The organism is Cellulosilyticum sp., from assembly GCF_982396655.1.
On record NZ_CEVXFV010000040.1, the window covers coordinates 21,288 to 36,316 of the forward strand.

Consider the following 15,029-nt stretch of genomic DNA (forward strand, 5'->3'; position numbering starts at 1 on the left):
ATCATTATAAATAAGGGATGGGATTGATCAATGAAAGTCATAAAAAGAGATGGAAGCATTGCACAATTTGATGCAAGCAAAATTTATAATGCCATTATAAAGGCGATGAAATATGGGAGTGGTGTACTAGATGAAGATGTTGCGCATAAAATAGCAGTTGAAATAGAGGCGAATTTTGCAAAGTTAGGGAAAGAACCTACTATTTTTCAAATTGAGACTTATGTATACTTAAAACTTATTGAAAACGGGCATGAATTAACAGCAAAATCCTACGAAGGCTATCGTGCTATTCAGGCTTTTAAACGCGAAACAAATACAACTGATCATAGTATTTTAGGTCTTATCGATATGACAAATGAAGAAGTTATGAATGAAAATTCTAACAAAAATGCTATGATGGCCTCTACACAAAGAGACCTTATTGCTGGTGAGGTATCAAAGGATATTTCAAGACGTAAAAAACTGCCAGCACGTATTGTACAAGCTCATGATGAAGGAATTCTTCATTTCCATGACATGGATTATTTCATGCAATCAATTTTTAATTGTTGCTTAATTAATATTCAAGATATGCTTGATAATGGTACAGTTATTAATCAACGTATGATTGAAAGTCCAAAAAGCTTCCAAGTGGCTTGTACCGTTATGACACAAATTATAGCACAAGTTGCAAGTAGTCAATATGGTGGCCAATCAGTAGATATTCGTCATTTAGGAAAATATCTCAGACGTAGTAAAGAAAAGTATCGTGCAATGTTATGTGATACGATAAGCGATGCTAAGGAATTAGAAGAAGTAGTAGAACGTCTTTTACATCGTGAGCTTGAATCAGGGGTTCAAACAATTCAGTATCAAATTAATACACTTATGACTACAAATGGTCAAAGCCCATTTGTAACATTATTTTTAAATATCGAAGAAGATGATGAATACGTAGAAGAAGTTGCAAGTATTGTAGAAGAAATCTTAAAGCAACGTTTACAAGGTATTAAGAATGAGAAAGGTATTTTTACAACACCTACTTTCCCAAAACTCATTTATGTACTTCATGAACATAATTGCTTAGAAGGTGGAAAATATGATTACATTACAGAACAAGCTGTTAAATGTAGTGCAAAACGCCTTTATCCAGATTATATTTCTGCAAAAGAGATGAAGAAGATTTATGAAGGAAATGTTTTCTCTTGTATGGGCTGCAGAAGCTTCCTATCACCATGGAAAGATGAAAATGGTCAGTATAAATTTGAAGGCAGATTTAATCAAGGAGTTGTAAGTTTAAACTTACCGCAGATTGGTATTATAGCACAGGGAGATGAAGAGAAATTTTGGTCATTATTAGACAACCGCTTAGACCTTTGTTTTGAAGCGTTAATGTGTCGCCATAATGCTTTAAAGGGAACACTTTCTGATGAATCACCAATTCACTGGCAACATGGTGCAATTGCAAGATTGCCACAAGGTGCAGTCATTGACCCTCTTTTAATGGATGGCTATTCAACTATTTCATTAGGTTATATTGGACTTTATGAGCTCACTAAACTTATGAAAGGTGTTTCTCATGTACAACCAGAAGGTGAGGCATTTGCGCTTAAGGTAATGCACAAATTAGATGACACAACAAAACGTTGGAAAAAAGAAACTGGTCTAGGCTTTGGTTTATATGGTAGTCCAGCTGAATCGCTATGTTACCGCTTTGCAAAAATTGACAAGGCTAAGTTTGGTGAGATTGAAGATGTTACAGATAAGGGGTACTATACAAATAGCTATCATGTAGATGTTAGAGAATCGATAGATGCATTTTCTAAGCTTAAATTTGAAAGTCAGTTCCAGCCTATTTCAACAGGTGGATGTATTTCATACATTGAGATTCCAAATATGAATCATAATCTCGAAGCTTTAAGACAGCTTGTGACTTATATTTATCATAACATTCAGTATGCTGAATTTAATACGAAGTCAGACTGTTGTCACGAATGTGGCTTTGAAGGAGAAATTATGGTAAATGATGATTTAGAATGGGAATGTCCAGTATGTCATAATAAAGACCAAAACAAAATGAATGTTATTCGCCGTACTTGTGGTTATTTAGGCGGTAACTACTGGAATAAAGGAAAGACACAAGAGATTAAGAGTCGTGTATTACACCTCTAGAATGTGTTACACATATTAAGATAAAGGATTAATAGCAGAAAGAAGGAAGCGTTATGTACTATGCACAGATGCGACAATATGATATTGCCAATGGCGTGGGTATTCGAGCAACTTTATTTGTATCAGGATGTACTCATAAATGCCCTGGATGCTTTAATGAAGCTTATCAAGACTTTAAGGTGGGTAATCCTTGGAGAGAAGAAGAAGAGGAACGTTTTATGACTTATGTAAAAAATGAAAATGTTCACGGCGTGACTATTTTAGGTGGGGAACCTATGGAGCAGACTATGGATGATTCCCTTTTACATTTATTAAAGCGTATTAAGCAAGAGACAAATCATACCATATGGATTTACTCTGGCTATACCTTTGAGCAAATCATAGAAGATTCCAAAAAACTAGCATTATTAGAGCAGTGTGATGTTTTAGTGGATGGTCCTTTTATTGAATCGCTCAAGGATATTTGCCTTAAGTTTAGGGGGAGTAGTAATCAGCGCATTATCAATGTACAAGCTTCCTTAGATGCTAAAAATGTCATTGAAGAAAAATTATAATTTTACATTTAAGGAGCAGACTTATGAATTCTCAAACTATTTATTTTGCTAAAATGAAAGATACTGCAATTATTCCAAGTAAACGTATGGAAGATGGTGCGTTTGATATTTACGCATGTTTTGCAGAAGACTATATTGTTCTTGCACCACATGAAACTAAAATGATTCCAACAGGATTAGCATCAGCTTTTTCAAGTGACTATGTGGCAATTTTAAAGGAACGTGGTTCAACAGGAGCAAAAGGGATAGGACAACGTGCAGGTGTGATTGATTCTGGCTACCGTGGCGAATGGTTAGTACCCCTTACAAATCTTAATGAAGCACCGCTTGTAATCTGTAAAGCGACTGCTTTAGAAGAAAATAAGTTTGCAGACAATAGCATTATTTATCCTTACGAAAAGGCTATTGCTCAGTGTATTTTAGTAGAAGTACCTAAAATGGTAACATCAGAAATTAGCTATGAAGAGCTTTTGAAATTTGAATCAGAACGTGGTACAGGACGTTTAGGTTCTTCAGGAAAGTAATTATAAGGTGCCCAATTTTGATGGGCATCTTTTTTTGTTCTACTAGTTTTTTTATAGCGCATTATAACAAGCTTTAAAGTATATACTATATATAACGACACTGTTTTTCCTTGAATAGGGGGAATACACATGAATGGCAAGTGGGGATGTTGGTCTCAAAAGGTTAAAGGGCAATGTTATCTTGGGCAGCTTGAAATTTTAGATAGCGAAATACAAAAGATGAGAAATTATTTATCTATTCTTGAAAAGAAAGAAACACGTTTAAAACAATCCTTACAACGTAGTAATTTTGTAGATCTTTTAAAAATTGAAGGAACATATCTAGATAGGTATGCTTTATTGCCATCTGAAATGGAGAGTATAAAACCAACTAACAAGTCAAGTACACAAGAAAAATGTACCCTTACACCAGATACCTGTGCAGGTGCATTTTGGTATAAAACGCGGTTGAATGAAAATTTAAAAGAAGATTTACGTCAGGCAATTAACCAATATAATAAGCTATTAAGTCTATGTTTTCAACTTCAATATTTTTATGAACATAACACACCACAACTTACTTATGCCCATTATTTTTTAAGAACATTAGAAGACTCAGAACGTATAATGGTCCTTTGTAGTGAAATGACGAATTTTTTAAAAAATCTTCCAGAACAAAATCATGGTAAGCTTTATTTATTTACAAGTGATACGACAATACAAGTTGCACCAGAGAGTTATTTAGAATTTAAATACGAAAAGGGAATACTTTATGTAGTACAGATGAATATTGCACCTTTGCATAGAGGTCTTGAAGAAGTTCTTCTAAATGGTCTTGAAGAATTTTCAAAGGTATTATCATCCTATTTAAGTGGTAAAAGGTATTTACCTATCTCTAGAATTCAAGGAGAACTGGGCTTGGAAAAGTATGCTTCAAGGGCTATTTTAGTAAAAGCTTATCTTAAAAATAATTTCATACCGTCTGGTAAGGTTTACCCAGATGGTACTTATTTACCATATCAAATTATGCAAAAAAATATTTAATATTCGTTTTAGCGAGGGACAATTTGTAAGATGGGGACATATAGTATAACGAGTCATATAAATAGAGGAGGGTAAATATGAATGTTCAGAAGATGCTCTTAACACCTAATCAGTATAGTCGTCCCCAAATAGCTATTGGCACTATTAAAAAGATTGTTGTCCATTGGGTAGGTAATGCAGGTTCTACCGCTATAAATAATAGAAACTATTTTGAAGGACTTAAAGCTGGTGCAAATAAAGTTTATGCGAGCAGTCATTATATTGTAGGACTAGAAGGTGAAATTATTCAGTGTATCCCAGAAGATGAAGTTGCCTATCATGCTAATAGTGCTAATAACTATAGTATTGGGATTGAAAACTGTCATCCGGATTGGGATGGGAAATTTAATGATCTTACTTATAAAAGCCTTATTGCACTATGTGCAGATCTTTGCTATCGCTATAAATTAAATCCTGAGATGGATGTAATAAGACACTATGATGTTACAGGTAAAATGTGTCCTTTATATTATGTAAAGAATATTACGGCTTGGAAACAGCTTAAAAAAGATGTGCTAGATGTTTATAATCAACTTGTCATGGATGCGAGTAGTCTTATAACAACAATAACTATTAACTTAAACGGTACGCTAAAAGAAGTAAAAAGAATTTTATATAATGGACAAAACTATGTTAAACTTCGTGATTTAGAGGATTCACATATTTCTATTGGGTATGACTTGACAACTAAGACACCTATTATTCAAGTTAAATAATAAGCTAAGTTGATATGAAAAGAAGGAGTATTACCTTGCATACTCCTTCTTTTTTTGTGAAAATAAGAAATAAGTTACTACTATTTCCTATTTGATGAAGGAAAGAAAGATTAATAGTTTCGATTAGGATTTTGGAAACCTTCGGTAGGGAGAGATTGTTTTTTGTGCGTACGATTGGAATTTTTAGCTTCTTCAGAAGTTAGTGGAGTTTGATAGTTACATTTTTTCATACGTACACCCTTTGGGTCGATTTGACTATCTTTTGCCATTTATATCAGCTCCTTCAAGAATAGTGTAAACCATTTTACAAAGATTATTTCATGTAAATTTTGTATAAAATCTGTCTTTAAAAGTCGTTTGACGTAGGGTTATCCATTGAAAATCCACCTTATTTCATGTAAAATAAAAAGGATATTGTATTAACAAAATAAGCGCTAGGAGGATTCATCATGAGCGAAAGAAAAGAAGTTAAAGTCTCAACAGCAGAAGCTAAACGTCAAAATGAGATTATTAATATATTAGCCCAACGTATCAAAGGCAAAGGACTTAAATATTGCCTTGCAACATTTGGATGTCAAATGAATGCTAGAGATTCTGAAAAAATTGAAGGTATGCTGCAACAAATTGGGTATACTAAAACAGAAAATGAAAAAGAAGCTGATTTTATTCTTTATAACACATGTTGTGTACGTGAAAATGCAGAACTTAAAATCTATGGTCGTTTAGGTTCTTTAGTAGGCGTTAAACGTAAAAATCCAAATCTTATGATTGCACTTTGCGGTTGCATGATGCAACAAGATGTTGTGCTTGAAAATTTAAAGAAAAACTTTAAGTTCATTGATATTATCTTTGGAACTTATAATATTTATAAGCTTCCAGAGCTTTTACAAACTCGTCTTGAAACACAGGAAAGTGTTATTGATATTTGGGATTCTTATCAAGATATCGTAGAAGATTTACCAGACACAAGAAAATTTGATTTTAAAGCATGCGTTAATATTATGTATGGTTGTAATAACTTCTGTACTTACTGTATTGTACCTTATGTACGTGGTCGTGAACGTAGCCGTGAAGCAAATGATATTATTGCTGAAATTAAAGGGCTCGTTTCAGAGGGTGTATCTGAAGTTATGCTTCTAGGCCAAAATGTTAACTCATATGGTAAAAACCTTGAAAATCCAATGAGTTTTGCACAACTTTTAAAGGAAATTAATGAAATTGAAGGTCTTAAACGTATTCGCTTTATGACTTCACATCCAAAAGATTTAAGTGATGAATTAATTGATGTTATTGCAAGTTGTGATAAAGTATGTAACAGTGTTCATTTACCAGTCCAATCAGGAAGTAGCCGCATTCTTAAAAAAATGAATCGTCATTATACAAAAGAAGGTTATTTAGAACTTGTACGTAAACTTAAAGCAGCAGTGCCAAATGTAGAGCTTACAACAGACCTTATCGTTGGATTCCCAGGAGAAACAGAAGAAGATTTCCAGGATACACTAGATGTTGTTAAAGAAGTACATTATGCAAGTGCCTTTACATTCGTTTATTCAAAACGTACTGGAACACCAGCGGCAACTATGGAGGAGCAAGTACCTGAAGAAGTTTCTAAGGAACGTTTCAATCGTCTTTTAGAGATTGTAAATGCACAGAGTCTTGCTACACTTGAAAAGTATGTAGGACAAACTGTAGAAGTTCTCTTTGAAGAAGTAAGTAAGCATAATGAAAATGTTTTAAGTGGACGTACTGAAACAGGGCTTTTAGTAAATACACCTGCATCAAAAGAGCTTCTTGGTCAGTATGTACAAGTTAAAATTGTAGCTAATAAAACACATTACTTAATTGGAGAGTTGGCGAATTAATATGTTAAAATCACAAGTTACACCAATGATGAGCCAGTATTTAACAATCAAGGAACAAAATCCAGATGCAATTTTATTTTTCCGTCTTGGTGACTTTTATGAAATGTTCTTTGAGGATGCGAAGACTTGTTCACGCGAACTAGAGATTACTTTAACAGGTAAAGATTGCGGTCTTGAAGAACGTGCGCCTATGTGTGGCGTCCCTTTTCATGCTGCAGATAATTATATTTCTCGCTTAGTTGAAAAAGGCTATAAAGTAGCTATTTGTGAACAAGTAGAAGATCCTAAAACTGTTAAAGGCTTAGTGAAACGTGAAGTTATTCGTATTGTTACACCTGGTACGATTTTAGAAGGAAATACTGTTACAGAAGGTAAAAATAATTATATTGTATCAATTGTAGGTCAAAGTGGTACGTATGGATTAAGTATCTGTGATGTAACAACAGGTGATTGGCTTACCACAACAATTACAGGAGAGCAAAGTCAACGTAAGCTTTTAGATGAACTTGCTAAATTTGCACCTGTTGAATGTTTATTACAAGAAAACCTATATGAGGATGAGACTATTCGTGAGTTTACAGTAGGGCGTCTTCATGCGTTAACAGAAAAGATTGCTCCTCATACGTTAGATGTAGCACTTGCAAGTTCATTGCTTATAAAACATTTTAATGTTATAAACTTAGAAGGAATTGGTCTTACAAATAATGGACCTGATATGTTAGCAACATCAACCCTTTTGGCATATCTTAAAGAAACTCAAAAAACAGACCTATCTCATCTTATGCATGTATCGATTTATAATGTAGATGCCTATATGCTTTTAGATAGTTCCACAAGACGTAACTTGGAACTATCTGAAACCCTTCGTGAGAAACGCCGTAAAGGTTCACTCCTTTGGGTATTAGACCACACAAAGACTGCCATGGGGAGTCGATATATTCGCAAATGCATTGAGCAACCGCTTATAGATGCAGCTCAAATTAATGGACGTTTAGAGGCCACAGAAGAACTTAAAAATAATCCACTTTTACGTTCGGATTTATTTGAAGCCTTAGATCGTATTTATGACATTGAACGTTTAATGAGTAAGGTTTCTTTTGGTACATGTAATGCAAAAGATTTAATTGCTATTAAGCAGTCTATAGGTGCTCTGCCACCTATTAAAGGACTATTAGGTCAAACAAGTTCTCCACTTTTAAAAGAGCTTCATCAGAATTTAGATTGCATGGAAGAGCTCTTTGATCTTATTAATCGTAGTATCGTAGAAGAGGCACCACTTTCTGTACGTGAGGGGGGGCTTATTAAAGATGGTTATCATGAAGAAGTTGATCATTTACGTGAAGCCAAGACAAAGGGTGCGTCTTGGCTAATGGCCATTGAAGCAGAAGAACGTGAAAAAACAGGTATTAAAAACCTTAAGATTAAGTATAATAAAGTATTTGGTTACTTCCTAGAAGTGACACAGTCTTATAGCAATTTAGTACCAGATTATTTTATTCGTAAGCAAACACTTGCTAATTGTGAGCGTTATATTACGGAAGAATTAAAAAAAGTTGAAGAAGAAGTTCTCGGTGCAGATGAGAAACTCAATACTTTAGAATATCAACTCTTTACACAAATTCGCGAAGCAGTTCTTAAAGAAATGCATCGCCTTTTAAATGTGTCACATCAAATTGCGGCATTAGATATGTACTGTGCACTTGCAGAAGTAGCAGATATTCATCAATATGTGAAGCCTAAGATTGATAACTCAGAAGTACTTGACATTAAGTTAGGGCGTCACCCAGTAGTTGAAAAGATGATGGGTGAACAAAGCTTTATTGCAAATGATGTGACTATTAATCCAGAGGAAATGATTCTCTTAACTGGACCAAACATGGCAGGTAAATCTACTTATATGCGTCAAGTGGCACTTATTGTTCTTATGGCACAAATCGGTTCCTTTGTTCCTGCTGAAAGCGCAACTATTGGTGTAGTTGACCGTATATTTACACGTGTAGGTGCATCTGATGACCTTGCTTCTGGTCAAAGTACTTTTATGGTAGAAATGATGGAAGTTTCAAATATCTTACATCATGCAACACATCAAAGTTTACTCATATTAGATGAAATTGGACGTGGGACAAGTACATTAGATGGCTTAAGCATTGCATGGGCTATTATTGAGCATATTACAGGAACAATAGGTGCAAAAACATTATTTGCAACCCATTATCACGAGCTTACTGTTCTTGAAGAAACTATTCCTAAGCTTAAGAATTATTGTGTAGCAGTTAAAGAAATGGGTGAAGATATTATCTTCCTTCATAAAATTGTACCAGGTAGCGTCGATCATAGTTATGGGATTCAAGTAGCCAAGTTAGCTGGTGTGCCAAGCGTAGTACTTGAACGTGCAAAAACTATCTTAAATGAATTAGATGGAAAGGAAAGCTATACAGTATCAGCACCTGTTCAGTTAAGTAATCAAACTGAAAATATACCTTTAGAGAGCGTAGCACCTTCTAAAGCGGAAATAGATATCTCTTTAAAAGACACAACGCAAGTTGAAACGCTTGTTGCTGAAACTGTAGAAAGATTTGAAGTTGTGAATACACCACCATCTACACCGGAGCCACTCCATCAAATGAATTTATTTGATACAATTTCAAGTCAACATGAACCTGTAATTGAGAAATTACGTGAAATAGATGTCATGCGTATGACACCTATTGAAGCTTTAGAAACGCTTTATGATTTACAAAAGCAATTAAGATAGAAGGGGGCCTTTTAAATGGGCACTATTCAAATTTTAGATACCCATACCATTAATAAAATTGCTGCAGGAGAGGTCGTTGAACGACCTTCTTCTGTTATTAAGGAACTTGTTGAAAATAGTATTGATGCTAAGGCAAGTTCTATTACAGTAGAAATTAAAAATGGGGGAATTGATTTTATTCGTGTGACAGACAACGGATTAGGTATTCCAAAAGATCAAGTAGAGATCGCTTTTTTACGTCATGCTACAAGTAAGATTACATCAGCTGAAGATTTATATCATGTGCTCAGTCTTGGCTTTAGAGGAGAAGCACTTGCCAGCATTGCAGCCGTTTCAAATGTAGAACTTATGAGTAAGGTGGCAGATGATTTAACAGGAAAAAGAATTGAAATCTCAGGGGGTAAAATTACGGCGTCTGATGAAATTGCATGCCCAAATGGAACTACCTTTATTATGCGTCATTTATTTTTTAATGTACCTGCACGTCGTGAATTTTTAAGTAGCAGTGGGGCAGAAGGGGCTAGAATATCAGATTATATGTATAAGTTGGCCTTAGCACATCCAGAAATTTCTTTTAAATATATTCAAAATAATAAAACCGTATTTACCACCTCAGGAGACCATGACTTACAACATACCATTCTTAATATTTACGGAAAGGATTATGCAAAGAATACCTTTAAATGTTATTATGAAAGTTCTGGTATTGAATGTGTAGGTCTCTTAGGTAATCCTTCTTTAAATCGTTCTAATCGTAATTATGAGCACTTTTTTATTAATGGACGTTATATTAAGAGTACACTACTTCAAAAAGCCGTAGAAGATGCTTATAAACCTATTGTTATGGTAGGAAAGTTTCCTTTTGTTGTTTTGCATCTTAATATTTCCCCAGAAGAAGTAGATGTTAATGTGCATCCTACAAAATTACAAGTAAGATTTAAAGACTCTGATCTAATTTATAATACTGTGTATAAAGCTATTACAAATCAATTGGAATCAGCTTATCTTGTACCACATGTCCATCCACATGAAGGGATTATTACACCTAAACCTGAAATAGAAACCTATACAGCAGACACTTTCTTTACACCACGTAAGGAAGAAAATGAGTTGACAGCTGAAAGTTTACTAGCTGGGGAAGTACCTACTGTAAGTGAAGGAACGACACATAACTTGGAACGTTTATTTGGAAAGGCTGTAAATCCTGATACAACTATGCCATTTCAAATTCGTAATGCAGCAGATGATATTGCAAAAGAAAGTTATGAAACCCAAAATAGTTTTAAAGAGTATTCGATGAATAAAGAAGATGGCTCTAAAATATCAATAGAAGAGACTTTAAGTGCTAACATGCAACAAGAAGTAGAAGAGACTTCAAATGCGCCTAACATACAGAAGGCTTTGAATCAGCCGAATCCAAATGTTGAACAGCTAACACCCGAAGTAATTACAAAACATGAAGGTATTCCGGCAATGGCGGCACCGTATATGACGCCGCCTATTACTGCAGTTGTAAAAAGTGACTCACCAGGCATTAGTGTAAAGGATTATACAATTATTGGTCAGCTCTTTAAGACTTACTGGCTTATTCAGTATCATGAGAAAGTTTTTATTATCGATCAACACTCTGCGCACGAAAAAGTTATGTATGAACGTTTTATGAGACAATTTAGAAATAATGAAGTTGCCACGCAGCTTTTATTAATGCCTGAGACCTTCAATATTACAGCTACGGAAAAGGCTCTTTTAGAGACCCATAGTAATTTATTTGAAAAACTTGGTTTTATTTTTGAATTTTTTGGTGAAAATGCAATTGTAATTCGCGAAGTGCCATTTTTATTAAATGAACCACTTTCACCGGAAGTTTTTAAAGAAATCTTGGATACCTTAAGCCATGATAAACCTAAAGATTTAGCTGATGTAAAGGCTGAATCAATTATTCGTATGTCTTGCCGAAGTGCGGTGAAGGCAAATGACAGACTTACAGCATTAGAATGTGAAAAACTGATTGAGTCATTGTTGGCACTGGATAATCCATTTACTTGTCCACATGGTCGTCCAACTATTGTGGCACTTACGCAAACTGATATTGAAAAGATGTTCAAACGAATCTAAAACAGAACAACGAATCTAAAACAGAACATTTAAATTATATTTATTTTAGAAAGGTAAAGCTATGAAAAAACCACTTATTTTAATTGCTGGACCAACAGCTTCAGGAAAGACAAAGACGAGTGTTCTTTTGGCGAAAGCAATTGATGGCGAAATTATTTCTGCTGATTCTATGCAGATTTATAAAGGCATGGACATTGGTACTGCTAAGGTAAAGCCAGAGGAGATGGATGGAATTCCTCATTATATGATTGATGAATGGGAACCAGACTTTCCATGCAGTGTGGCAACTTTCAAAGAACGTGTTAATGCATATATTGAAGCAATATATGCAAAAGATAAAATACCTATTTTAGTAGGTGGAACAGGTTTCTACATTAATGCTATTTTATTTGATACACAATTTGAAGAAACAGATCCTAATACAGCGTATCGTGAAAGCCTTGCAGAATTTGCACGCCTTGAAGGTGCAGAAGCACTTCACCAAAAACTTCAAGAAGTTGACCCACAAAGTGCTAAAGAAATTCATGCGAATAATATAAAAAGAGTGATTCGTGCATTAGAATATTATCACGAAACCGGTGAACCTATTTCGCACCATAATGCAAAAGAACGTGAAAAACGTACTGAAAATGAATCACCATATGATTATACGTTTTTTGCCCTTACGATGGAACGTAAGTTACTTTATGATCGTATTAATCAGCGCATCGATGAAATGATGGCAGAGGGACTTTTAGAAGAGGTTAAGAGAATTTACGAGATGGGTTATAATGAAGATTTACCTGCTTTAAAAGCTATTGGTTACAAAGAGTTCTTCCCTTACTTTAGAGGTGAAATGAGTTTAGAAGCTTGTATTGAAAAACTGAAACAAAATACGCGCAATTATGCTAAACGTCAACTTACATGGTTTAAACATCAGGCAAGCCCTATCATGTTAGAGGTCGATAAATTAGGTTTAGATGCACAGTATATTGTAGAAAATATGATGACCTATTTAAAAAAATAGAAGTTGCGCACTAAGATTGTATAGTTTGGGATTAATTGGGATATAATGACAATGTAATGTTACAAAAATTTAGCAATTCAGTAGACAAGCGCAAAAATATAATATACAATAAAAATAACTAACAACATGCCTAGGAGGGGACGTTAAAATTATGAGTAAAACAATTAACTTACAAGATGTTCTTTTAAACCAACTTAGAAAAGAGAAAATTACAACAACATTATTTTTAACAAACGGATTCCAATTAAAAGGAACAATTAAAGGATTTGATAATTTTGTAGTCATTCTTGAAAGTGAAGGCAAACAACAAATGATTTATAAACATGCTATCTCAACACTCGCACCATCTAAAGCTGTTAATTTAAATACAGCAGAGTAAGAAGGTATTGATAGTCAATGGGTGTAGGCTACATTGACTACATAATGTAGGATGAGAATTTGTCTTATGTAGATAATGGCAGCAAATGATTTTTTGGTTAAAATAGCCGAATCATTTGTTGTCATTTTTTATTTTTAGAGGCATAATCAGTGAGTAAGATTAGAATTAAGTGTGATAGTATGGGGTAGAAGAAAGGAATAAATATACAAGTTGAAGAAGATCTTGATGCTTTGTTTAAAGAATTTAACTTACATTGCAAAGCACGTAATCTTAGTGAAGCTACATTAGAATTTTATTAGTTTTGTTGGCAACCATTCAAACAATTTTTAGAGCAAGAAGGGCTTAATTTGTCTGATGTTAATACAATGGTGATGAATGCGTACATAGTTCATTTATACAGATATACATTCGCTTTTATATGTATAAAATATATAACAAGATTTGAAAAGGAATATTAAACCATGTTATAATAAAAAAATGACATAGTAACGCATAAGTTGTTATAAAGGATAAGGAGAATTAAAATGAGTACTTTACAAGAGTTACTAGGTATTGATGCCGAAACAGAAGCATTTTGCCTCGAAACTGAAAAAACATTAAGTGAGATTTTTGCAGAGATTGATAAAAACATGCATTTAAATGGAGCAAAAGTGCTTCACGCTATGCAAAAAAATAAATTAAGTGATGTACATTTTGCAGCAACAACAGGCTATGGCTATAATGATATTGGCCGTGATGTAATTGAACAAATTTATGCTGATGTATTTAAAACAGAGTCAGGCCTTGTAAGACCTCAGCTTATGTCTGGAACGCATGCATTAACGGTTGCGCTTTTTGGTAATTTAAGACCAGGTGATGAATTATTATCTGTAGTTGGAAAACCTTATGATACTTTAGAAGGGGTAATAGGTATCCGCCCTACTAATGGAAGTCTTGCCGAATATGGTGTAACTTACCGCCAAGTAGATCTTAAAGAAGATTTTAGCTTTGATTATGAGGGTATTCGTGCAGCAATTAATGAGCGAACAAAGCTTGTTACAATTCAACGCTCAAAGGGTTATAGTTATCGTCCAACATTATCAGTTGATCAAATTGGTGAGCTTATTAGTTTTGTGAAAAGTATTAAACCAGATGTAATTTGTATGGTTGACAATTGTTATGGTGAGTTTGTAGATACAAATGAACCAACGGAAGTGGGTGCGGACCTCTGTGTCGGTTCATTGATTAAAAATCCTGGTGGTGGACTTGCACCAACAGGTGGCTACATTGTGGGAAAAGAGCAGTATGTAGAAAATGCGGCTATGCGTTTAACAGCACCAGGTCTTGGAAAAGAAGTTGGGGCAACATTAGGACTTAATCAACCAGTTCTTCAAGGACTCTTTTTAGCACCTGAAATTGTAGCAAATGCCTTAAAAGGTGCTATTTTAGCTGCTGCATTATTTGAAAAGTTAGGCTTTGATGTTATGCCAACAGCTTTTGAAAAGCGTCATGATATTATTCAAGCTATTAATATGAAGACACCTGAAAATGTTATTAGCTTCTGCCAAGGCATTCAAAAAGGTGCACCAGTAGATAGCTTTGTGACACCAGAGCCATGGGATATGCCAGGATATGATGCGCCAGTTATTATGGCAGCAGGTGCATTTATTCAAGGTGCGTCTATTGAAATGAGTGCTGATGCACCTATTAAACCACCTTATACAGCATTTTTCCAAGGTGGTCTTACCTTTTATCATGCACGACTTGGTGTGATGAAAGCTTTACAAACTATGAAAGATAATGGACATATTCATTTAAGTTAATAGCATAGCTATGGAGGCAACATCTAAAAATAGGACTGCAATTGCAGTCCTATCAGGCTGTAGACAATTACATTGTCTACAGCCATTTTTACTGTTAGACTAG

The 15,029-nt window shown here is 34.4% G+C and carries 12 protein-coding genes; 11 read left to right on the forward strand and 1 reads right to left on the reverse strand.

From position 1 onward, the window contains the following. Window positions 1–30: 30 nt before the first annotated feature. From nrdD to AC1VAQ_RS15105, 5 genes are all read left to right on the forward strand, one after another. Complete coding sequence (gene nrdD / locus AC1VAQ_RS15085) at window positions 31–2,151, forward strand: anaerobic ribonucleoside-triphosphate reductase (RefSeq protein ID WP_303244216.1); 2,121 nt, start codon at window positions 31–33, stop codon at window positions 2,149–2,151. 53 nt (window positions 2,152–2,204) lie between these two features. Continuing rightward, window positions 2,205–2,705: an anaerobic ribonucleoside-triphosphate reductase activating protein gene (gene nrdG, locus AC1VAQ_RS15090; RefSeq protein ID WP_302599817.1), complete on the forward strand. Its 501-nt coding sequence runs from the start codon at window positions 2,205–2,207 to the stop codon at window positions 2,703–2,705. Between the two features lie 23 nt (window positions 2,706–2,728). Continuing rightward, the gene (locus tag AC1VAQ_RS15095) at window positions 2,729–3,229 is read left to right on the forward strand and encodes a dUTP diphosphatase (RefSeq protein ID WP_479904108.1); all 501 of its coding nucleotides are present in this window, start codon (window positions 2,729–2,731) and stop codon (window positions 3,227–3,229) included. Between the two features lie 129 nt (window positions 3,230–3,358). After that, the gene (locus tag AC1VAQ_RS15100; protein ID WP_479904109.1) at window positions 3,359–4,252 is read left to right on the forward strand and encodes a hypothetical protein; all 894 of its coding nucleotides are present in this window, start codon (window positions 3,359–3,361) and stop codon (window positions 4,250–4,252) included. Between the two features lie 77 nt (window positions 4,253–4,329). Further along, on the forward strand, window positions 4,330–5,007 hold the full coding sequence (locus AC1VAQ_RS15105; RefSeq protein WP_302599822.1) for a peptidoglycan recognition protein family protein: 678 nt from the start codon (window positions 4,330–4,332) through the stop codon (window positions 5,005–5,007). 110 nt (window positions 5,008–5,117) lie between these two features. Here the strand turns inward: AC1VAQ_RS15105 and AC1VAQ_RS15110 are convergent, their stop codons facing one another. After that, a complete protein-coding gene (locus AC1VAQ_RS15110; protein WP_302599824.1) occupies window positions 5,118–5,276 on the reverse strand; it encodes a hypothetical protein in 159 nt (52 codons plus the stop codon). A gap of 180 nt (window positions 5,277–5,456) precedes the next feature. On the opposite strand from AC1VAQ_RS15110, the gene miaB reads away from it, so the two are divergent. From miaB to AC1VAQ_RS15140, 6 genes are all read left to right on the forward strand, one after another. After that, window positions 5,457–6,869, forward strand: coding sequence for a tRNA (N6-isopentenyl adenosine(37)-C2)-methylthiotransferase MiaB (miaB, locus tag AC1VAQ_RS15115; protein WP_302599825.1), 1,413 nt, complete (start codon window positions 5,457–5,459; stop codon window positions 6,867–6,869). A 1-nt stretch (window position 6,870) separates the two neighbouring features. Then, the gene (mutS, locus tag AC1VAQ_RS15120) at window positions 6,871–9,624 is read left to right on the forward strand and encodes a DNA mismatch repair protein MutS (RefSeq protein ID WP_302599826.1); all 2,754 of its coding nucleotides are present in this window, start codon (window positions 6,871–6,873) and stop codon (window positions 9,622–9,624) included. A 15-nt stretch (window positions 9,625–9,639) separates the two neighbouring features. Next, window positions 9,640–11,739: a DNA mismatch repair endonuclease MutL gene (gene mutL, locus AC1VAQ_RS15125; RefSeq protein WP_479904110.1), complete on the forward strand. Its 2,100-nt coding sequence runs from the start codon at window positions 9,640–9,642 to the stop codon at window positions 11,737–11,739. A 61-nt stretch (window positions 11,740–11,800) separates the two neighbouring features. Then, entirely contained in the window at window positions 11,801–12,745 is a 945-nt protein-coding gene (miaA, locus tag AC1VAQ_RS15130; RefSeq protein ID WP_302599828.1) for a tRNA (adenosine(37)-N6)-dimethylallyltransferase MiaA, read from the forward strand. A 151-nt stretch (window positions 12,746–12,896) separates the two neighbouring features. Then, window positions 12,897–13,124 carry an RNA chaperone Hfq gene (hfq, locus tag AC1VAQ_RS15135; RefSeq protein WP_330697624.1) on the forward strand — a complete coding sequence of 76 codons (228 nt, stop codon included), beginning with the start codon at window positions 12,897–12,899 and terminating at the stop codon, window positions 13,122–13,124. 518 nt (window positions 13,125–13,642) lie between these two features. Then, complete coding sequence (locus AC1VAQ_RS15140) at window positions 13,643–14,926, forward strand: methionine gamma-lyase family protein (RefSeq protein ID WP_334306968.1); 1,284 nt, start codon at window positions 13,643–13,645, stop codon at window positions 14,924–14,926. The last annotated feature ends 103 nt before the right edge of the window (window positions 14,927–15,029 follow it).

What these genes read in the sequence shown, in the direction of transcription:
- nrdD (WP_303244216.1), top strand. Translation starts at nt 31, where the DNA reads ATGAAAGTCATAAAAAGAGATGGAAGCATTGCACAATTTGATGCAAGC.
- nrdG (WP_302599817.1), top strand. Translation starts at nt 2,205, where the DNA reads ATGTACTATGCACAGATGCGACAATATGATATTGCCAATGGCGTGGGT.
- AC1VAQ_RS15095 (WP_479904108.1), top strand. Translation starts at nt 2,729, where the DNA reads ATGAATTCTCAAACTATTTATTTTGCTAAAATGAAAGATACTGCAATT.
- AC1VAQ_RS15100 (WP_479904109.1), top strand. Translation starts at nt 3,359, where the DNA reads ATGAATGGCAAGTGGGGATGTTGGTCTCAAAAGGTTAAAGGGCAATGT.
- AC1VAQ_RS15105 (WP_302599822.1), top strand. Translation starts at nt 4,330, where the DNA reads ATGAATGTTCAGAAGATGCTCTTAACACCTAATCAGTATAGTCGTCCC.
- AC1VAQ_RS15110 (WP_302599824.1), bottom strand. Translation starts at nt 5,276, where the DNA reads ATGGCAAAAGATAGTCAAATCGACCCAAAGGGTGTACGTATGAAAAAA.
- miaB (WP_302599825.1), top strand. Translation starts at nt 5,457, where the DNA reads ATGAGCGAAAGAAAAGAAGTTAAAGTCTCAACAGCAGAAGCTAAACGT.
- mutS (WP_302599826.1), top strand. Translation starts at nt 6,871, where the DNA reads ATGTTAAAATCACAAGTTACACCAATGATGAGCCAGTATTTAACAATC.
- mutL (WP_479904110.1), top strand. Translation starts at nt 9,640, where the DNA reads ATGGGCACTATTCAAATTTTAGATACCCATACCATTAATAAAATTGCT.
- miaA (WP_302599828.1), top strand. Translation starts at nt 11,801, where the DNA reads ATGAAAAAACCACTTATTTTAATTGCTGGACCAACAGCTTCAGGAAAG.
- hfq (WP_330697624.1), top strand. Translation starts at nt 12,897, where the DNA reads ATGAGTAAAACAATTAACTTACAAGATGTTCTTTTAAACCAACTTAGA.